17 protein-coding genes are annotated in these 19,983 nt (G+C 68.0%); 3 read left to right on the plus strand and 14 right to left on the minus strand.

Annotated features, from left to right (window positions below; translation table 11 throughout):
• Positions 1–10 precede the first annotated feature (10 nt).
• Genes AC5P8F_RS02215 through AC5P8F_RS02225 form a run of 3 tightly spaced genes read right to left on the minus strand, consistent with a single transcriptional unit; the run spans position 11 to position 4,643 of the window.
• The gene (locus tag AC5P8F_RS02215; protein ID WP_495227581.1) at positions 11–1,450 is read right to left on the minus strand and encodes an efflux transporter outer membrane subunit; all 1,440 of its coding nucleotides are present in this window, start codon (positions 1,448–1,450) and stop codon (positions 11–13) included.
• Positions 1,447–3,405, minus strand: a complete 1,959-nt coding sequence (locus tag AC5P8F_RS02220; protein WP_014646530.1) for a MacB family efflux pump subunit — start codon at positions 3,403–3,405, stop codon at positions 1,447–1,449. The genes AC5P8F_RS02215 and AC5P8F_RS02220 overlap by 4 nt, the downstream gene beginning before the upstream one ends.
• Positions 3,402–4,643: an efflux RND transporter periplasmic adaptor subunit gene (locus AC5P8F_RS02225; protein ID WP_445391481.1), complete on the minus strand. Its 1,242-nt coding sequence runs from the start codon at positions 4,641–4,643 to the stop codon at positions 3,402–3,404. The genes AC5P8F_RS02220 and AC5P8F_RS02225 overlap by 4 nt, the downstream gene beginning before the upstream one ends.
• Before the next feature lie 204 nt (positions 4,644–4,847).
• Here AC5P8F_RS02225 and AC5P8F_RS02230 point away from each other — a divergent pair, with 204 nt between their 5' ends.
• The 3 genes from AC5P8F_RS02230 to AC5P8F_RS02240 all read left to right on the plus strand — a co-directional run bounded on the left by AC5P8F_RS02230 (position 4,848) and on the right by AC5P8F_RS02240 (position 10,195).
• A complete protein-coding gene (locus AC5P8F_RS02230; protein WP_041863210.1) occupies positions 4,848–5,576 on the plus strand; it encodes a response regulator in 729 nt (242 codons plus the stop codon).
• A gap of 6 nt (positions 5,577–5,582) precedes the next feature.
• Positions 5,583–6,992: an ATP-binding protein gene (locus AC5P8F_RS02235; RefSeq protein WP_032956880.1), complete on the plus strand. Its 1,410-nt coding sequence runs from the start codon at positions 5,583–5,585 to the stop codon at positions 6,990–6,992.
• 176 nt (positions 6,993–7,168) lie between these two features.
• Positions 7,169–10,195, plus strand: a complete 3,027-nt coding sequence (locus AC5P8F_RS02240; RefSeq protein WP_053495256.1) for a ligand-binding sensor domain-containing diguanylate cyclase — start codon at positions 7,169–7,171, stop codon at positions 10,193–10,195.
• A 162-nt stretch (positions 10,196–10,357) separates the two neighbouring features.
• Here the strand turns inward: AC5P8F_RS02240 and rnt are convergent, their stop codons facing one another.
• From rnt to pstS (AC5P8F_RS02295), 11 genes are all read right to left on the minus strand, one after another.
• Positions 10,358–11,008 carry a ribonuclease T gene (gene rnt, locus AC5P8F_RS02245; protein ID WP_032956522.1) on the minus strand — a complete coding sequence of 217 codons (651 nt, stop codon included), beginning with the start codon at positions 11,006–11,008 and terminating at the stop codon, positions 10,358–10,360.
• A gap of 131 nt (positions 11,009–11,139) precedes the next feature.
• Positions 11,140–11,661 (minus strand): HvfX family Cu-binding RiPP maturation protein, encoded by a 522-nt coding sequence (locus tag AC5P8F_RS02250; protein WP_032956524.1) that lies wholly within the window; start codon positions 11,659–11,661, stop codon positions 11,140–11,142.
• Between the two features lie 24 nt (positions 11,662–11,685).
• The gene (locus AC5P8F_RS02255) at positions 11,686–12,441 is read right to left on the minus strand and encodes an HvfC family RiPP maturation protein (protein ID WP_014646535.1); all 756 of its coding nucleotides are present in this window, start codon (positions 12,439–12,441) and stop codon (positions 11,686–11,688) included.
• Entirely contained in the window at positions 12,434–13,309 is an 876-nt protein-coding gene (locus tag AC5P8F_RS02260; protein WP_445391482.1) for an HvfB family MNIO-type RiPP peptide maturase, read from the minus strand. The genes AC5P8F_RS02255 and AC5P8F_RS02260 overlap by 8 nt, the downstream gene beginning before the upstream one ends.
• Positions 13,296–13,649 carry an HvfA family oxazolone/thioamide-modified RiPP metallophore gene (locus AC5P8F_RS02265; protein ID WP_014646537.1) on the minus strand — a complete coding sequence of 118 codons (354 nt, stop codon included), beginning with the start codon at positions 13,647–13,649 and terminating at the stop codon, positions 13,296–13,298. Before AC5P8F_RS02265 ends, AC5P8F_RS02260 begins: the two co-directional genes overlap by 14 nt.
• Before the next feature lie 237 nt (positions 13,650–13,886).
• Complete coding sequence (gene phoU / locus AC5P8F_RS02270) at positions 13,887–14,594, minus strand: phosphate signaling complex protein PhoU (protein WP_005408787.1); 708 nt, start codon at positions 14,592–14,594, stop codon at positions 13,887–13,889.
• A 76-nt stretch (positions 14,595–14,670) separates the two neighbouring features.
• Positions 14,671–15,501, minus strand: a complete 831-nt coding sequence (gene pstB / locus AC5P8F_RS02275) for a phosphate ABC transporter ATP-binding protein PstB (protein WP_005408788.1) — start codon at positions 15,499–15,501, stop codon at positions 14,671–14,673.
• 19 nt (positions 15,502–15,520) lie between these two features.
• Entirely contained in the window at positions 15,521–16,384 is an 864-nt protein-coding gene (gene pstA / locus AC5P8F_RS02280) for a phosphate ABC transporter permease PstA (RefSeq protein WP_014646538.1), read from the minus strand.
• A complete protein-coding gene (gene pstC, locus AC5P8F_RS02285; RefSeq protein WP_005412771.1) occupies positions 16,384–17,352 on the minus strand; it encodes a phosphate ABC transporter permease subunit PstC in 969 nt (322 codons plus the stop codon). Before pstC ends, pstA begins: the two co-directional genes overlap by 1 nt.
• A gap of 79 nt (positions 17,353–17,431) precedes the next feature.
• Positions 17,432–18,520, minus strand: a complete 1,089-nt coding sequence (gene pstS / locus AC5P8F_RS02290) for a phosphate ABC transporter substrate-binding protein PstS (RefSeq protein WP_049405775.1) — start codon at positions 18,518–18,520, stop codon at positions 17,432–17,434.
• A gap of 416 nt (positions 18,521–18,936) precedes the next feature.
• Positions 18,937–19,953, minus strand: a complete 1,017-nt coding sequence (pstS, locus tag AC5P8F_RS02295) for a phosphate ABC transporter substrate-binding protein PstS (RefSeq protein ID WP_241886645.1) — start codon at positions 19,951–19,953, stop codon at positions 18,937–18,939.
• Between the last annotated feature and the right edge of the window lie 30 nt (positions 19,954–19,983).

The following is a 19,983-nucleotide window of genomic DNA, read 5'->3' on the forward strand; positions in this document are numbered from 1 at the left end:
ATGTCCCGCCTCACCCCGCGCTGCCGCCCAACGCCTTGAACAGCGTCACGTCGTTGTTGAGCTGGCCCTGGCGCGCGCGTGCCAGCGACAGTTCGGCATCACGCCGGGTCTGCTGCGCTTCCAGCCAGGTGCGCAGATCGGTGGCACCCACGCGGTAACGCACTTCCTGCGCGCGTTCCACTTCCACCGCTTCGTCGTATGAAGCCTGCGAGGCCGCCACCTGGCGCGCCAGCTGCTCGCGCGCCGACAGTGCGTTGTCCACTTCCGAGAGCGCGGTATACAGCGTCTTGCGGAAGTTGCTGGCGGCGATCTGGTAGGTGGTGCCGGCGATATCGGCATCCAGCTGCGCACGCTGCAGGTTGAGGAACGGCAGCGACAGGCCGGCGCCCAGCGTGGCCACCGGGTTGCGCAGCACATCGCCCAGCGAGGTCGCGCTGGAACCGAGGCTGCCGGTCAGGCTCAGCGCAGGGTAGTACTGGGTGGCGGTGACCTTGATGGTCTTCAGGGTGTTGCGCAGGCGAAGTTCGGCCGCGCGCAGATCGGGGCGGCGGCCGAGCAGATCGGTCGGCAGGCCTTCGCTGATGGCTGGGCTGCGTGGGCCCAGCAGGTCCTGTGGTTCGTCCTGCTGGGGCCAGGGCGTGCCGTCCAGCAGCACGGTCAGCGCGTTGCGCACCTCCACCCGCTGCTGTTCCAGCGCGCTCTGCGAGGACCGCTGCGACTGCAGGTTCTGCAGTGCCTGGCGCACTTCCAGGCGCGATACCGCACCGGCGTCGAAGCGGGCCTGCACCAGTTCGCGGGTGCGTTCCAGGCGCTCCAGGTTGGCCTGGCCGGTGGCGATCGACTGGTTGAGGTAGGCCAGGTTCCAGTACTGGGTGATGGTGTCGCTGATCACCAGCAGCGCGGTGTTCTGCCGATCTTCCTCGCTGGCCTCGGCTTCCCAGCGGGCGATGTCGCGCTGGGTGCGCAGGCGGCCCCACAGGTCCACTTCCCAACCCAGCGAGACGCCGGTGGAATAGCTGCGGCGCCAATCATCAGACTGGTCGGTGGCGCGGCTGGCGCTGCCGCTCACGCCGGATGACGAGGGCTGCGGCCACAGTGCGTTGCTGGCCAGGCCGGCCTGCAGGCGCGAACGCTGCACGGCCAGGCCGGCGGCGGCCAGATCGCTGTTGGCGGCCAGCGCCTGCGCCACCAGGCGGTCCAGGCGTTCATCGCCGAAGCCGGTCCACCAGGTGTCCTGGCGGATGTCGCGGCCCGGTGTATCCAGGCTGCTGCGCGGGTCATCGGCTGGCGCGTTGAGGGTGGCATCGCCACGTCCGTACTGCGCCGCCACGGCCGGGTCGTGCACCGGGTAGCGGCCGACCGACGCGCAGCCGGACAGGGCGAGTAGAACGGCACCGGCCAGCAGCAGGTGCCGGGGAGCGGGGAAGGGCAGTCGGGTCATCATCTTCATTCGCGGGCCAGGGCCTCCACCGGGTCGAGCTGCGCGGCGTTGCGCGCTGGCAGGAAGCCGAACGCAACGCCGATCAGGGTCGAGCAGGCAAACGCGGCGACGATCGAGGCGGTGGAGAACAGCACCTGGAAGTCGCTGGCGAAGCGGCCGATCATCGAGCCCAGCAGCAGGGCCAGGCCGATACCGAGCACGCCGCCGAGCAGGCAGACCAGCACCGCTTCGATCAGGAACTGCTGGCGGATATCACTCTGCCGTGCGCCGACGGCCATGCGCACCCCGATCTCGCGGGTGCGCTCGGTCACCGATACCAGCATGATGTTCATCACGCCGATGCCACCGACCAGCAACGCGATGGCGGCGATGGCACCGATCAGCAGGGTCATCGTGCGCGTGGTCTGCTCGATGGTCTCGCGGATCTCGGCGCTGTTGCTGAGGAAGAAATCCTCGGTGCCATGGCGCAGGGTCAGCAGGCGGGTGATCGCTTCCTGCGCGGCGTCCATCGGCGTGTCATCGTCCACGCGCACGGTGATGCTGGACACGTGGCTCTGGCCGAGCATGCGCGACATCACCGTGGTGTACGGCACCCACACGCTGAGGCTGGTGCTGCCGCCGAAGCCGAAACTCTGCCGCTTGGCCACGCCGACCACGCGCGCCGGCACGTTGCCGAGCAGGATCACCTGGCCGACCGGGTCGACATCGGGAAAGAACTGGGACTGGGTGTTCTCGTCGATCACCGCCACCTGGCCCAGGCCCTTGACCGCATCGGCATCGAAGAAGCTGCCGCTGAGCAGGGTCACGCCCTTGACCCGGAAGAACTGCTCGCCAACGCCGCTGACCTGGGCGGTGGACGACTGGTTGCGGTAACGCGCGGTGACCGAAGTCGATACGCTGGGGGTGGCGCTGTCCACGTAGCTCTGCCTTGCCAGTGCATCGGCATCGCTGGCCTTGAGCGTCTGTACGCGCGCCGAGCGCATGTCGCCGAAACCGCGGCCGGGATAGACGTCGATGGTATTGGTGCCGAGCGCGCTGATGTTCTGCAGGATCTGCTGCTGGGAGCCATTGCCCAGCGCCACCACCGAGACCACCGAGGCGATGCCGATGATGATGCCGAGCATGGTCAGGAAGGTTCGCAGCCGATGTGCGTTCATCGCCAGCAGCGCCATGCGGAACGCTTCGGTGAAGCGGTCGCGCGCGGCCCGCCAGCTGTTGCCGCGGGCGACGCCGGTACTGGCCTCGCGCTGCGCACGGTAGGTCGGCGCATTCGGGTTGGCGCGGTCGGCGATGATCTCGCCATCGCGGATTTCGATGATGCGCTGCGCGTGCTCGGCCACGCTCATGTCGTGGGTGACGATGATGATGGTGTGGCCTTCGGCATGCAGTTCGCCGAGGATCGCCATCACTTCCTCGCCGGATTTCGTGTCCAGCGCGCCGGTCGGTTCGTCGGCCAGGATCACCTCGCCGCCGTTCATCAGGGCGCGTGCGATCGACACGCGCTGCTGCTGGCCACCGGACAGCTGGCCCGGCTTGTGATGCATGCGGTCGCTCAGGCCCAGCCGCTGCAGCAGTTGCTCGGCACGCGCGTTGCGCACCGGGCCGGGGCTGCCGGCGTACACCGCCGGCACTTCCACGTTGCCGCGCGCATCCAGGTCGCCGAGCAGGTGGTAGCGCTGGAAGATGAAACCGAAATGCTCGCGGCGCAGTTCGGCCAGTTCGTCCGGTTGCATCTTCCCGGTTTCGCGGCTGGCCACCTGGTAGCTGCCACGGGTGGGACGATCGAGGCAGCCGAGGATGTTCATCAGCGTCGACTTGCCCGAGCCGGACTGGCCGACGATGGCCACCATCTCACCGGCGTGGATGTCGAGATTGACGTCGCGCAGCACGGCGATCACATCATCGCCGGCCGGGAATTCACGTCGCAGGTCGCGCAGGCGCAGCAGCGGCGCCGTCGTGCTCATCGGCGCCCCATGCCCGGGCCGCCAACCCGCATCTGCATGCCGCCGCGGTTGCCGCCGCCGGCGCTGGCACCGGCCGCACCCGCTTCGCCGACCACCACGCGCTCGCCTTCCTTCAGCCCGGACAGGATCTCGGCCGAGGCGCCATTGTTGATGCCCACCGTGACCTTGCGCGGCTGCGGCTGGCCCTTGTCGTCCAGCACCCGCACCATGCGCTCGTCGCCACGGCGCTTCGGCTCCAGCGCCACTGCCGGCACCATCAGCACGCCCTTGGCCTGCTTGAGCAGCACCGAGACCTGCGCGGTCATGTCGATGCGCAGCGTGCCGTCCGGGTTCTCCACGTCGAACAGCGCGTTGTAGTAGACCGCGCTGCTGGAACTGGAACTGGAGGAGCTGCTGGAGCTGGATGAATTCTCGTTGGCGATCGAGGCTGGCGCCGGATTGATCTGGCGCAGCGTGGCGTGGTACTTGCGGTCCGGGTCGCCGAGCGTGGTGAAGTACACCGGCATGCCGGCCTTGATCTTGACCACGTCGGCCTCGGAGATCTCCGCATTGACGGTGACCACGTCCAGCCGCGCCAGCATGACGATGGTCGGCGCGGTCTGGTTGGCGTTCACCGTGCGGCCTTCCTCGGCCACCACCGCCACCACGGTGCCGTCCATCGGCGCGGTGATGCGGGTGTAGGCCAGGTTGGCGCGGGCGGTGCCCAGCTCGGTTTCGCGGCCCTTGATCTGCGCCTCGTAGGACTGCAGCTGGGCACGGGCGGTCTTCAGCTGCGCCTCGGCGGCATCGTATTCCTGGCGCGAGGTGGCCTCGGCGGCCAGCATCTGCTGCTGGCGCGCGAATTCCAGTTCGGCCTGGCGCAGGGTGGCCTGCTGGACGGCGCGCTGGGCGGTGACCTGGTCCAGCGAGGCCTGCGCGTTGAGCACCTGGTTCTGCTGGGTGGTGGCGTCGATCTCGGCAATCAGGTCGCCTTCCTTCACGGTGTCGCCCAGCTGCACCTTCAGCGACTTGATCTGGCCCGAGGCCTGCGCACCGACGCTGACCAGCTTGTAGGCATCGATCACGCCGGTGGCGTCCACCGTCTGCTCGATGTCACCGCGGCTGACCGGCGAGGTGGCCACCGCCGGCGCGGCGGGCTTGCGCAGCAGCCACCAGGCGGTGGCGGCGACGATCAGGGCAAGCAGGGCGATCAGTATCAGGCGACTCCGGCGTGTCGCGGGCAGCAGGCGGAACGTCACGTCGTGGCTTCACTCTCGGGGCCGCGCGTGCGGCGTTGGCGGGCATTGTGAAGACCGGGCGATGGACGGCTCAATCCTCGGGGTATGTCTGTATGTAACACTGTCGGTGAATACGCGTAACCACAGGTATCCCGCCCGTGGGTGGATACACTGGTACGCATTGCCCCGGATGCGGTTCAGCTGCCGACACGGGATGATCGCGACATGGAGACTGAAAACCCGATGCATCGACTGCTGATCGTCGACGACGACAACGACATCCGCACGCTGCTGGCCGAGCAGCTCGGCCGCGCCGGTTACCTGGTGAGCACGGCGGCCGATGGCACCGCCATGCGCCAGCTGCTGGACCGCGAGCACGTGGACCTGATCGTGCTCGACCTCAACCTGCCGCGCGAGGATGGCCTGACCCTGTGCCGTGACCTGCGTGCGCGTTCGAACACGCCGGTGATCATGCTGACCGCACGCGCCGAGCCGATCGATCGCGTGCTGGGCCTGGAAATGGGCGCCGATGACTACCTGGCCAAGCCGTTCGAACCGCGCGAGCTGCTGGCACGCATCCGCAACGTGCTGCGCCGGACCGAGGCGCTGCCGGCCAACCTGGAGCCGCTGGCGGTGCGCCGTGCGCGCTTCTCGCGCTGGGTGTTCGACCTGGAACATCGCCACCTGGTCGATCCGGATGACCGCGTGGTGGTGCTGTCCGGCGCCGAGTTCCGCCTGCTGCGGGTGTTCATCGCGCACGCCAACAAGGTGCTGTCGCGCGAGCAGCTGGTCGCGCTCAGCAGTGGCCGCAACTACGAGGCACAGGACCGCGCGATCGACCTGCAGGTCAGCCGCCTGCGCAACAAGCTGGGCGACGACGGTGGCCCGGACGGACTGATCAAGACCGTGCGCAACGAGGGCTACGTGCTGGCCTCCGCGGTCAACCTGGAATAAGCCGCGATGAAGCGCCTGCGCCATTTCCTGTCCTCGATGGTCGGGCGGTTGTTCGTGATCCTGTTGCTGGGCATGGCGGTGGCTGCGATCGGCGCGACCATGCTGGCCACTTCCAAGCGCCAGCAGGAGTTCGAGCGGCAGAACCTGAACCGCATCGCCGACCGCCTGCAGGGCTACGTCAACCTGCTGGACGGCAATCCGGAGCTGCGCGAGCGCCTGCTGGCGATCGGCGGGCCGAGCGTGCGCGCGCTGCAGCCCGGAGCCCGCCTCGGGCGTGCCGACACGGCGCTGATGGAAGTGCTGGAAGACCGCCCCGGACCGGTGTCGCGCGCGCATGTGCACTTCGCTTCGTTCCGCTCCTGCATTCCCAAGCTGCAGGACCTGCTGCCGCCGCCACCGCCGGGTCACCGGCGGCCGCCGCGCGAACGCGACCCGGCGTTCATCCCGCCCAAGTGCCGCGCGGTGGACGTGACCCTCAACGACGGCACGCTGCTGAAACTGGCGCTGGACTCGCCGGCGGTGGCGCACAACGGCATCCTCGCCGTGGACCCGTGGTTCCTGACCCTGCTGGTGCTGGCGATTGCCGTGCTGGCCTATATCGTTGCGCGCATGGCCAGTGCGCCACTGCAGGAACTGGCCGCCGCTGCCGAGGATCTCGGCGACGATCTGCAGCGCGACCCGTTGCCATTGCGCGGGCCGCGTGAAGTGCAGCGCGCCGCCGAAGCCTTCAACGCCATGCAGCACCGCCTGCAGCGGCACCTGGCCGAACGCACGCAGATGCTGGCGGCGATCACCCATGACCTGCAGACGCCGCTGACCCGGTTGCGCCTGCGCCTGGAGAATGTCAGCGACGAAGCCCTGCGCGAGCGCCTGATCGGTGACCTGGCGGCGATGCAGGCGCTGGTGCGCGAGGGCCTGGAACTGGCCCGTAGTGCCGAGAGTGCCGAGCAGCGCGCCGCACTCGACCTGGATTCACTGCTGGAGAGCATCGTCGAGGACACCGCCGAAGGCGGCGCCGACGTGGTCTTCGAGGGGGGCAGTGGTTCGGTGCTGATGCTGCGTCCGCTGGCCATGCACCGCCTGTTCTCCAACCTGGTGGACAACGCGGTGATGTACGCGCAACGGGCGCGGGTACGGGTCGAGCGCAGCGGCGGTGCGATCACCGTAGTGGTGGCCGATGACGGCCCCGGCCTGGCCGAAGAGCAGCTGGAGGCGGTGTTCGATCCGTTCGTGCGGGTGGAAACCTCGCGTTCGCGCCAGACCGGCGGGGCCGGCCTGGGCCTGACCATCGCCCGCGCCCTGGCCGAGAAGGACGGCGCGCGGCTGTGGCTGCGCAACCGGGCCGAAGGTGGCCTGGAGGCGGTGGTGCAGTGGCCGGCCAGTGCCCAGGTGGTGGCGCCCGGCCGCGCCGGCTGAGCCGGCGGGCCGCGGACGGTGACGCCGGGGCCGGGGTTTGGCCTATCATCTGCCCATCTCCCCAGTCTCCCCTCGATGAGCCAGCCCGTTCCCGCCGGCATGCCAGTGCGCGCTGCCCGGCTGTTCCCGCACGCTGCCGCGCCCTGCAGCCGCACCTGGCCGCCGCTGCTGCGGTGATGGGCGGGCAGGGGGACGAGGGGCGCTGGGTGGAGCGCCGCGCATCAGGATTCAGGCGGGCACTGCGGCAGGGCCTGCTGTGGTTGCTGCTGGCCCTCGCGCTGCCGCTGGCGGCACAGGAGGGCGCGCCCCCGCTGCGCGACTACGCCATCGATGTATGGACCTCGCGCAACGGCCTGCCGCACAACTCGCTGCGCGACATCGCACAGACGCCGGAGGGCCATCTGTGGTTCGCCACCTGGGAAGGGCTGGTGCGCTACAACGGACTGGACTTCACCGTGTTCGACCGCAGTACGCGCCCGGGCCTGCGCGACAACGGCATCGGCGCACTGTTCGTCGACCGCCAGGGCGGGCTGTGGATCAGCGATTCGCGCGGCAACGTCAGCCACCGCGGCAGCGACGGCCAATGGCGGGTCTGGGAGCACCAGGCCGGTACACCGCAGGTGCTGATCCAGTCCATGCAGATGGACAGCCAGGGCCGGCTGTGGCTGCTGTACGAAGGCAAGGGCATCGGCTACCTGACGCCGGATGCCGGCATCGTCTACCAGGCACCGGCGGCGGACCTGCCGATGGCGATGAGCTTCACCAAGCTGGTGGTCGATGCACAGGACCGGGTATGGGTCGGCACGCTCGACGGGCTGGTGCTGCGCGACAACGACGGCGTGCTCAAGCGCGCGCCCGCCGCGTGGGGGCTGGGCGCCGGCAGCGGCCTGTCGTGGCCGTACCGGGCACCGGATGGCGCGCTGTGGATCGTCGCCGGCGAGCGCCTGTACCGGGTGGAGGACGACGAGCTGGTGCTGGTGCACCGCCTGCCGGGCCAGCTGCACATGACCTCGATGCTGCAGGACCGGCATGGCGATCTGTGGCTGGGTACCGAGAACCAGGGCCTGCTGCGCATTTCCGCCCATGGCCTGGAGCGGCTGCCGGCCGGCCTGAACCTGCCGGGCGGACGCGTGGTCAGCCTGCGCGAGGATGCCGAAGGCAGCATCTGGGTGGGAGCCAATGGGGGCCTGTACCGCCTGCGCGAAACACTGTTCAGCAGCTTCACCGAGCGCGATGGGCTCAGTGGCGACTACGTGCGCACGGTGTTCGAGGATCGCGACCGCCAGCTGTGGGTCGGCAGCGCCAGCGGCCTTGACCTCCAGACCCGCGACGGTCGTTTCCGCGCGGTGCCGCTGCACAACCGCGGCGGCAAGGCGCCCTCGGTACTGAGCCTGGCACAGGGGCCGGACGGTGACCTGTGGGTGGGAACCTTCGGCGACGGCGTTTACCGGCTGGGTCGCGATGGGGGCCTGCGCCACAACTATGCGGCGGCTGACGGCATGCCGGGCGGCAACATCCGTGCGATCACCGTTGACCCGCAGGGCGTGGTCTGGGCCGGCACGCAGAAGGGCGTGGTGCGCATCGACGGCGACCGGGTGCAGGTCTCGAACGTGCCGGGCATGCCCGGCGGCCTGATCACCGCGCTCGAGCATGACCACCAGGGCAACCTGTGGATCGGCACCATCGAAGGCATCCGCGTGCTGCGTGGCGACCACGTGCAGTCGATCGACCTGGCCCCGCTGGGGGGCGGCCGCAGCGTGTTCGGTTTCCACCAGCTGGGCGATGCGATGTGGATCAGCAGTGATCGTGGCCTGTACCGCTGGCGCAACGGTGCGCTGGCGCGGGTCGGCCTGGAGCAGGGCATGCCGGTGGACGCGGTGTTCCAGCTGGTGCCGGACCGCCTCGGCAATGTCTGGATCAGCAGCAACCGTGGTGTGCTGCGCACCGACATGGCCACCCTCAATGCGGTGGCCGATGGCCGCACGCCGCGGGTGGTGCTGGAGCGCTACAACGAGATCGACGGCATGGCCAATGCACAGGCCAATGGCAGCTCCAGTCCATCGGCGATCCTGCGCCAGGATGGCACGTTCTGGGTGGTCACCGCCGGTGGCCTGAGCACGGTCGACCCGCAACGCCTGCAGCGTTTCCGCGAGCGGCCATCGCCGCCGGCGGCGATCGAGAGCGTGCAGGTGGATGGTGCGCCGGTGCACTGGGAGGGACCGGATCGCAATTACATTCCCGGTGGCCGCCGGTTGGCGGTGAGCTATGTCGGCCTGAGCTACCTGATGTCCGACCGGATCCGCTACCGCACGCGGCTGGATGGCCTCGATGCCGGCTGGGTCGAGCGTGGCCCGCAGCGCAGCGTCGAGTTCGTTGGCCTGCCGCCGGGCGACTACACCCTGCATGTGGCTGCGGCGCATCCGGGCGGCAGCTGGGGCCAACAGGAGGCGGTGTGGAGCTTCAGCGTCGAGCCGTTCTGGTGGCAGCGGCGCAGCGTGCAGGCGCTGGGCGGGCTGTTGCTGCTGGCCGGCCTGGTGGCACTGTACCGCCTGCTGCTGCAGCAGCTGAAGGCCAGCAACCTGCGCCTGGCGCGGCGGGTGGACGACGCGACCTTCGACCTGCAGGCCAAGACCGTGCACCTGCAGGCGCTGAACCAGGAAAAGACCGAGCTGGCCGAACGCCTGGCGCGCCAGGCCGAAGCCTTCGAGCGCCAGGCCCGCGAGGATGCGCTGACCGGGCTGGCCAACCGCCGCGGCTTCGACGAGACGCTGGCGCGTGACTTCGCCCGTTCGCAGCGCAGTGGTCATCCACTGTGCCTGGTGGTGCTGGACATCGACCATTTCAAGGACGTCAACGACCGCCACAGCCACAGCATCGGCGATGCCGTGCTGGTGCAGGTGGCGACGCTGATCGCAGCCGCCAGCCGCGACTCCGACCTGCCGGCGCGAACCGGCGGCGAAGAGTTCGCGCTGCTGCTCAACGACACCCGCCTGGAGGAAGCCGCGCAGCTGTGCGCGCGCCTGCGCGGCCTGTTCCATGACCACCCCGACTGGGCCGGTGTGGAAGGCCTGCGCGTGACCTTCAGTGCGGGGCTGGTGGAGCTGGATGCCGACGACCGCACCCCGGCGCTGCTGTACCAGCGCGCCGACCGCGCGCTGTACCGCGCCAAGAGCGACGGCCGCGATCGCACGAGCATTGGTTGATCGCATCCACGCATGGCGTGGATCTACTGTGCGGCGATTGATTCGCCACCATGCATCGATGGAACGACGTCGGCCTGTAGAGTCGAGCCGTGCTCGACCACCGCGCGGCAGCGCGGAAAAAGGTGCAGCCGAGCATGGCTCGGCTCTACAGAAAGCGCTTTCTTACCGCGGCCAGGCGTTGGCGATGGTGCAGAACAGCCGCGCGGTCTGCTCGGTGTCATATACCGCGCTGTGCGCTTCATTCGCATCCCAACCCAGCCCGGCGGCAGTGGCCGCACGCGCCAGCACGGTCTGGCCGTAGGCGATACCGGCCAGGGTGACCGTGTCGAACACGCTGAACGGATGGAACGGGTTGCGCTTGTGGCCGGTCCGCGCCACGGCCGCGTTGACGAAGCCGAGGTCGAAATGGGCATTGTGGCCAACCAGGATCGCGCGCTGGCAGCCGTACTTCTTCATCGCCGCACGCACCGGAGTGAAGATGTGGTCCAACGCCGCTTTTTCTTCCTTGGCCAGCCGGAACGGATGGTCGAGGATGATGCCGGTCACTTCCAGCGACTTCGGGTCGATCTCCAGGCCCTCGGCCGGGACCACGTGGGCACTGGCGGTCTGGCCGGGGTAGAGCAGGCCGTTCTCGTCCATCTCGATCGGCACCGCAGCGATTTCCAGCAGCGCGTTGCGCTGGCTGTCGAAGCCGCCGGTTTCGACATCCACCACCACCGGCAGGAAGCCGCGGAAGCGTTGTGACATCGCGCGCTGCGCCTGGGGAAGTGCGGAATCGGGAACGGCGGCAGGTGCGGGGATGGGGTCAGTCATGCGTGAATTCTATCAGAGCGGCCCTGAGCGCCCGGCCACGCAGCCCATGCCAGCCACCGTGGTGGCACGAACGCAGAACCCGGTAGGTGCCAACCTTGGTTGGCACATGACGCGCCGACCAAGGTCGGCATCTACCGAACCGCTGGCCGCGCAGGTGTGGCCGAGGGAGACCACCGCGCCAACCAGGCGTCCACGCTCAGCTTGCCGGCGCCGGTGAAGATCAGCGGCAGCAGCATGGCCATGAACAGCACCGGCAGCTTGAAGTTGCCGAAGCCCTGGTCGCTGATCGCATAGCCCATGGCCAGGTCGGCCAGCGAGTTCCACTCCATCGGCCAATGCACCGCATAGGTGGCCACCACGGTCAGCACCAGCAGGCTCGCGGCGGCGAAACGGGTGCCGAAACCGAACAGCAGGCAGGCCGCCCCGAGCAGTTCGAACCAGGTCGCCAGTTGCCAGTTCAGGGTGGCCGGCAACTGGTCGAACGGGAATGGAAAGGCGTCCTGCAGGTCGGCGAACCAGTTCTGGCCGCGCAGCTTCTCGCGGCCGGATTCGAAGAATTCCCAGGCCAGCAGCAGGCGCAGGCCGAGCGGGGCCAACCAGGGGGCGAGACGGTCCAGCTGGTCACGCGCGGCGGCCAGGGTCGGAAGGTTCATCAGGGGATCTCCGCAAATGGGGTGTCAGGGCGGGGCGGTGAGCGGGCCGATCACGCCGGCCTGCAGGAACTGCCGCAGCAGCGCGGCACCGGGGCCGGCCAGCGCGTCTTCGGCCAGCCCATGCGTGGTGGCGAGGCGTTGCAGGTACGTACGGCCTTCCAGCCCAGGCTGTTCACCGATGCTGGACAGCAGGTGCACCGCCAAGGGGCTGAGCGCGGCGAATCGCACTTCACCGTCGGCTTCGCGGCGGACCAGCAGGCCGGTGGGTTCTGGGAGGGGCTGGGTCGGCGCATCCTCTGCACCGAGACGGTGCACCGGCCACTGGTACAGCAGCGGCCACGCCAGCGGCGAACGCTGCAGCGGCACCCGCAGCGGATCGACATCGCCAGGCGCAGGAAGTGGCTCGGCCTGCAACTGGTACAGCGCGGTTTCCACCCACTCGTAGTGGGCCAGTTCGGCCAGCGCCGGGTGCGGCAGCTGCGGCTGTGCCTGCAGCCACTGCACGAACTCGGCGGCCAGCTCGGTGAACAGGGGGGTCTGGCAGCGATGGGTGGCGAAGTAGTGGCGCACCAGCGCGCTCCATGCCGGTTCGCCGAGCAGGCGGACGCAGACCGGGAAACCGTTGCTCAGGAGCCCGAGCAGGTTGTTGAACAGCAGGTGCTGGTACACCGCCAACCGGCGTGCATCCAGGCCGGCCGGTGCCGGCACCGCCTGTGGATCGCGCAGGTGCGCGGTGAACGCGTGCTGCTGCGCGCGCAGGGTGTCGATAGCGTCAGCCATGTGCAGCCCCGACGTGTGCGGCCTGCAGGCGGCGGATGGTCTGCAGTTCGCCCTGCAGTTCCGCATAGGGCGGGAAATTGAAATCGCGTTCGAGCAGGGTGGGGCGTGGGCCGATGCGAGCATAGGTACGCGCCAGCAACTCCCAGACCGGATCAATCACCGCGCTGCCATGGGTATCGATCTTCAGGTCGGGTGCCTCGTCCAGGTGCCCGGCCACGTGCAGGCAGACGATACGCTGCGCGGGCAGGCCGGCGATGAAGCCATCGGCATCGTAGCCGTGGTTGCAGGCGTTGACGTAGACGTTGTTGACGTCCAGCAGCAGGTCGCAGTCGGCTTCGGCGAGCACCGCATTGGTGAACGCCAGCTCGTCCATCGCCGGTTCCGGCGCCAGGTAGTAGGACACGTTCTCCACCGCGATGCGGCGGCCGAGCAGGTCCTGCACGCGGCGGATGCGCTGCGCGGTATGGCGCACGGCTTCGTCGGTGAAGGGGATCGGCAGCAGGTCGTACAGGTGGCCGTCGTCGCTGCAGTAGCTCAGGTGCTCGCTGTACAGCGGCACGCGGTGCTTTTCGAGGAACCGGCCGACCTGCTCCAGCAGCGGGGTGTCCAGGGCGGCACTGCCGCCCAGCGACAGCGACAGGCCGTGGCAGCTCAGCGGATGGCGGTGTGCCAGTTCGGCCAGGGCATCACCGGCCGGGCCGCCGACATGGATCCAGTTCTCCGGCGCGCATTCCAGGAAGTCGAAGTCGCCTGCCGGAGCGTCACGCAGATCCTGCAGCAGCGCCCGGCGCAGGCCCAACCCTGCAGCCGCCGCGCGAAGCGGCGACTGCGGGTGGACGAGGCTGGCGCGGACGTCAGTGCTTGCCACCGCACTTGCCTTCGCCGCACTTGCCTTCAGCCGACTTCGTGTCGCCGGTCTTGGCCTTGGCGCCCGCTGCGCCGGCAGCCTTGCCCTTGTCGGCACCGCACTTGCCTTCGCCGGTCTTGCCGTCGGCACCACACTTGCCTTCGGCGTGCTTGGTCGCGTCGGCTGCCATCTTGGTATCGGCGGCCTTGGCATCGGTGCTGGCCTTGGCTGCCTGGCCGGCCACCAGGTAGCCCTGGGCGAGGTCGCTCATGCTCAGCGCCGAGGCGCTGGCGGTCATGCCCAGGCCGGCGGCCAGGGCGGTAGCGGTCAGCAGGGACAGGGTCTTGTTGGAACTGCTCATCGGTCTTACTCCTGGGTGGTGGGCAGGTGCCCGGGGTGAATCGATGGTGCAGCGATCCTACTCAACGAATCCTCGCCAAGAACTCAAATTTTCGTGAGATCTGTTACAGAAGCATCCGGCAGGTCCGCACCGGGCACGCATGGCGCCCACAATGCGGATGAAACACCCCAAAAAAGAAGGCCGCTGTCACCAGGACAGCGGCCACCTTGGAGTCGACTCCGGTGTTGCAGTGCAGCGTCAGGGCTGGCCGGTGCTGGAGGTCTCGTCGCGCTTTTCACGCGGTGGCAGCGGCTGCTCGCCATGCACCAGGAACCATACGTTCTCGGCGATGTTGGTGGCGTGGTCGCCCACGCGCTCCAGGTTCTTGGCCATGAACAGCAGGTGCGTGCACGGGGTGATGTTGCGCGGGTCTTCCATCATGTAGGTCAGCAGCTCGCGGAACAGCGCGGTGTACTGCGCGTCCAGGCGGGCGTCGTCCTCACGCAGTTCCAGCGCGGCATCAGCATCGTTGTCGCGGTAGGCGGCAATGGCACGCCGGACCTGCTGCGCGGCCAGGCGGCCCAGTGCACGCAGGCCCTGGATCTGCGGCAGCGGCGGCACCTTGCCCAGCGCGATCGAGCGCTTGGCGACGTTGGCAGCGTAGTCACCGATGCGCTCGATGTCGGCCGGAATGCGCAGGCCGGCAAGGATCTCGCGCAGGTCGCGCGCCATCGGGCCACGCAGCGCCAGGCGCATCACGTCGTGGCTGATCTGCTGTTCCAGCGCATCGATCGCCTCGTCGTTGGCGATGATGCGATGGGCAGCGTTCTCGTCGCGCTTCTCGATCACGTCCATCGACGCTTCGAGCTGGGCGACGGCCATCTCGCCCATGCGCACGATCTCGGCCACCAGGCGCTGCTGCTCTTCGTCGTAGCTCTTGACGATGTGGTCGTTGGGAAGGTTCATGGTTGTTCCACTCTGTAGAGTCGAGCCACGCTCGACTGATGGTGTCTGCAGGGTCGAGCCGTGCTCGACTGACGTTTCAGCCGAAGCGGCCGGTGATGTAGTCCTCGGTCTGCCGCTGCGACGGCTGCGAGAAGATCACTTCGGTGCGGTCGTGCTCGATCAGGTCGCCCAGGTACATGAAGGCGGTGTAGTCGGACACGCGAGCGGCCTGCTGCATGTTGTGGGTGACGATCACGATGGTGTACTCGTGTTTGAGTTCTTCCACCAGCTGCTCGATGCGGCTGGTCGAGATCGGATCCAGCGCCGAGGTCGGCTCGTCCAGCAGCAGCACCGACGGGCGCAGGGCCACGGCACGGGCGATGCACAGGCGCTGCTGCTGGCCGCCGGACAGGCCCAGTGCGCTCTGCCCCAGCTTGTCCTTCACTTCGTCCCACAGCGCGCCCTGGCGCAGCGCCTGCTCGACGCGGTCGGCCATGTCGGCCTTGCTCAGCTTCTCGTGGTGGCGGATGCCGTAGGCCACGTTCTCGAAGATGGTCATCGGGAACGGCACCGGCTTCTGGAACACCATGCCGACCTTGCTGCGCAGGCGGTTCATCGGGTACTTCGGCGACAGGATGTTCTCGCCGTCCAGCAGCACTTCACCGCGCGCTTCCAGCTTCGGGTACAGCGCGTAGATGCGGTTGAAGATGCGCAGCAGGGTCGACTTGCCGCAACCGGAAGGACCGATCAGCGCGGTCACGCGCTTTTCCGGGATTTCCAGGTTGATGCCCTTCAGGGCGTGGAACTTGTCGTAGTAGAAGTCCAGTCCACGCGCAGCCAGCTTCACCGGCGACGGCGTGTGCAGGCTCTCGTGCGAGGACGGCACGGCGATGCGCTGCATCGGCACGGCGTTGGAAAGGTCGTTCATGGCGTTATCCACGGAAAGGTCAGTCATGGGAGATACGGTTGCGCAGCAGGATGCCGCGGGCGGCAAGGCTGACCAGCAACACGAAGACAGTCAGCACCAGGGCACCGGCCCAGGCCAGCACCTGCCAGGATTCATACGGGCTGCCGGCGAACTGGTTCATCACCACCGGCACCGAGGCCATCGGCTGGAAGATGTTGTTGTTCCAGTACTGGTTGCCGAAGGCGGTGAACAGCAGCGGTGCGGTCTCGCCGGAGATGCGGGCCAGTGCCAGCAGGATGCCGGTGATGATGCCGGCCGAGGCACTGCGGTACAGCACCTGCACGATCACCTTCCACTGCGGGATGCCCAGCGACAGGGCCGCTTCGCGCATCTGCGAGGGCACCAGGCGCAGCATCTCGTCGGTGGTGCGTACCACCACCGGCAGCACGATGAAGGCCAGCGACAGCGCACCGGCGAACGCCGAGAAGTTGCCGCCGGTCTGCATCACGTACAGGGTGTAGACGAACAGGCCGAGCACGATGGACGGGGCCGACAGCAGGATGTCGTTGACGAAGCGGACCACGGTGCCGGCCTTGCGGGCGTTGCCGTACTCGGCCAGCCAGGTGCCCGCCAATACGCCCAGCGGGGTGCCGATGCCGATGGCCAGCGCACACATCACGGCGCTGCCGAAGAACGCGTTGGCGAGGCCGCCTTCCTGCATCGGCGGCGGCGTCATCTTGGTGAACAGATCCAGGTTGATGCCGGCCAGGCCCTTGGAGGCCAGGGTGAACAGGATCCAGCCCAGGAAGAACAAACCGAACAGCGCGGTGGCGCAGGAGGCGGTGATCGCAACGACATTGCCGATGCGGCGGCGCAGGTACAGGGAGTCAGCGGTGCTGGACATCAGTTGCCCTCCTTGCGGGACAGGCGCATCAGCATCAGGCGGGCGATGGCGAGCACCACGAAGGTGACGATGAAGAGGACGAAGCCGAGCAGCAGCAGGGCCGAACGGTAGGTTTCAGTGGCTTCACCGAAATCGTTGGCGATCAGCGCAGCAATGGTGGTGCCCGGTTCCAGCAGCGACGGCGACAGGCGCACGCTGTTGCCGATCACGAAGGCCACCGCCATCGTCTCGCCGAGGGCGCGGCCGAGGCCGAGGAAGATGCCGCCGATCACCGCCGAGCGGGTGTAGGGCAGCACGATGTCCCAGCTCACTTCCCACTTGGTGGAGCCCAGCGCATAGGCCGATTCCTTCAGGCGGGTCGGCACGGTCAGGAACACTTCGCGCATCACCGAGGAGATGAACGGAATGACCATGATCGCCAGCACGAAACCGGCGGTGAGCATGCCGATGCCCAGCGGCGGGCCCTGGAACATCGGGCCGATGATCGGCCATTCGCCCAGGGTCTCGTTGAGGAACGGCGTGACGTACTCGGTCATCACCGGCACCAGCACGAACAGGCCCCACATGCCGTAGATGATCGAGGGAATGCCGGCCAGCAGTTCGATGGCTGTGCCGACCGGGCCACGCAGCCAGCGTGGTGCGACTTCGGTGAGGAAGAAGGCGATGCCGAAGCTGACCGGCACGGCGATGACCATCGCAATGACGGCGGTGACCAGGGTGCCGTAGATCGGGGCGAGCGCGCCGAACTTGTTTTCGACCGGATTCCAGTCGGCGGAGAAGAAGAAGCTCAGGCCCTGCATCTGCAGGGCATGGCGGCCGCCCCACAGCATCGACAGCGCGGCGCAGGCCAGGGCGATCAGGACGAAGATGACGGTGCCGACCAGCACCCATCGGAACAGTTTGTCGTTGCGGGCATCACGCGCATCACGCGTGGACGGGGCGGCTACAGGCTGGGCGATGGCATTCATGGGGACGGCAGGGCCAGGAAGGGGCGGGGCGGCACGGCGTGGAAGCGGTGCCCGCGCGGGGCGGGCACCGTCGAGTCCGTCACTTCAGGTCGGTCGCCCAGTAGGCCTCGATCTGCTTGACCAGTTCGGCCGGCAGCGGCACGTAGTGCAGCTCGTTGGCCTGGGCCTGGCCGTTCTCGAAGGCCCACTTGAAGAAGGCCAGGGTGTCCTGGTTGCGCTTGGCGTCCTTCGGCTGCTTCTGCATCAGCATGAAGTTGGTGGCGGTGATCGGCCACGCCTGCTCGCCCGCAGCGTTGGTGATGACCAGGTTGAAGTCCTTGGCGCTGGCCCAGTCGGCGCTGGCGGCCGCCGCGGCGAAGGTTTCCGCGCTGGGCTCGACCCAGTTGCCGGCGGCGTTCTGCATGGCGGTGTACGGCATGCCGTTCTGCAGCGCGTAGGCCAGCTCGACGTAGCCGATGGAGCCCTTGATCTGCTTCACGTACGAAGCGACGCCTTCATTGCCCTTGCCACCGACGCCGTCCGGCCACTGCACCGAGGTGCCTTCGCCGACCTTGCTCTTCCACTCCGGGCTGACTTTGGACAGGTAGTTGGAGAAGTTGAAGGTGGTGCCCGAACCGTCCGAACGGTGGACCAGGGTGATCTTGCCGTCCGGCAGCTTCACGCCCGGGTTGGCGGCGACGATGGCCGGATCGTTCCAGGTCTTGACCTTGCCCAGGAAGATGTCGGCCAGCAGGGCGCCGCTCAGGCGCAGCTTGCCGGCTTCCAGGCCTTCGATGTTGACCACCGGCACCACGCCGCCGATGGCCGACGGGAACTGGGCCAGGCCGGCCTGTGCCAGCTCTTCGCTGCTCAGCGGCTTGTCGGAGGAGCCGAAGTCGACGGTGCCGGCCTTGATCTGGGCGATGCCGCCGCCGGAGCCGATCGACTGGTAGTTGATCTTGGCCCCGGTGGTGGCGTTGTAGTCGGCCGACCACTTGGAGACCAGCGGGAAGATGAAGGACGCGCCCGCGCCGGACACTTCGGCGGTCACCTTGGCACCGGCAGCGGCCGGGGCAGCGGCACCGTCGGCCGCCGGCTGCTGCGCGGCCTGCTTGTCGCCACCGCAGGCCGACAGGCCCAGGGCGATGGCCAGGGAAAGGGCGGCAAGGCCGGCCGAGTGCAGTTTCATGGTCACTCCATAGCGGGGAAGAGCCGACGTGGTCGGCGGATGCGGCTATGAAATGATGTTTTTGTTACAGCCGTATTACGACCATGACAGAGGTGTCCTGGATCACGTTCTGACAAGGGTTTCACCGGGTTGGCCCCCATCCGGCAGAGCCCCGGAGACCCCGGATCTGCGCACCGGTATGGCGGCCGGTTGGCCCGTGTGGAGTCAAGCCATGTTCGACGGCTCCCTGCCCTCGGTAGGTGCGGACCGTCGGTCCGCACGCTCCAGCACCCAGCCGAGCGTGGGCTCGGCGCTGCAGAGGCAGATGCATGCATCCCCGAAAACAAGAAGAGCGCGAGATCTCGAGGATCTCGCGCCCGGTTGGGGCCGGCGGGGGAGAGAGGACCCGCCGGCCCCGTTCCTGCGGGGGAACGTGCTTACTTCAGGTTCTGCGACCAGTAGGTCTCGATCTGGCGGACCAGGCTGTCCGGCAGCGGCACGTAGTCCAGCTGGCGGGCCTGGGCGTCGCCGCTCTTGTAGACCCAGCGGAAGAACTCCTGGGTGGCCTTGCCGTTGGCAGCGTTCTTCGGCTTCTTGTGCACCAGGATGAAGTTGGTGGCGGTGATCGGCCAGGACTCGGCGCCCGGGGCGTTGGTCATCACCAGGTAGAAGTCCTTGGCGCTGGCCCAGTCGGCGCTGGCGGCAGCGGCGGCGAACGATGCATCGCTCGGCTGGACGAACCTGCCGGCAGCGTTCTTCATCGCCGTGTACGACAGCTTGTTCTGCAGTGCGTAGGACAGTTCGACGTAGCCGATGCCGCCCTTGATCTGCTTCACGTAGGCAGCAACGCCTTCGTTGCCCTTGCCGCCGATGCCGGCCGGCCACTGGACCGAGGTGCCTTCACCGACCGAGCTCTTCCACTCCGGGCTGACCTTGGACAGGTAGTTGACGAAGTTGAAGGTGGTGCCCGAACCATCCGAGCGGTGCACGACGGTGATCTTGGCGTTCGGCAGGGTCACGCCCGGGTTCAGCGCGGCGATGGCCGGGTCGTTCCAGGTCTTGATCTTGCCCAGGAAGATGTTGGCCAGCACGGTGCCGTCCAGCTTGAGTGCGCCCGGGGCGATGCCGGCCACGTTGACCACCGGCACCACGCCGCCGATCACCGACGGGAACTGGGCCAGGCCCGAGGCGGCCAGTTCTTCCGGCTTCAGCGGTGCATCGGAAGAGCCGAAATCAACGGTCTTGGCCTTGATCTGCGCAATGCCGCCGCCGGAACCGATCGACTGGTAGTTGACCTTGTTGCTGGTGGCAGCGTTGTAGTCGGCCGACCACTTCGACATCACCGGGTAGATGAACGAGGCGCCCGCGCCGGTGATTTCAGCGGCGTTGGCGGCGAACACGGACGACGCTGCGAAGACGGCAACGGCAACGCGCGACTTGAAGGCGTGGATCACGGGGTGGCTCCTGGGTTGATTGGAATGCGG

This window comes from Stenotrophomonas sp. YJH_SMC_69 (genome assembly GCF_059370495.1).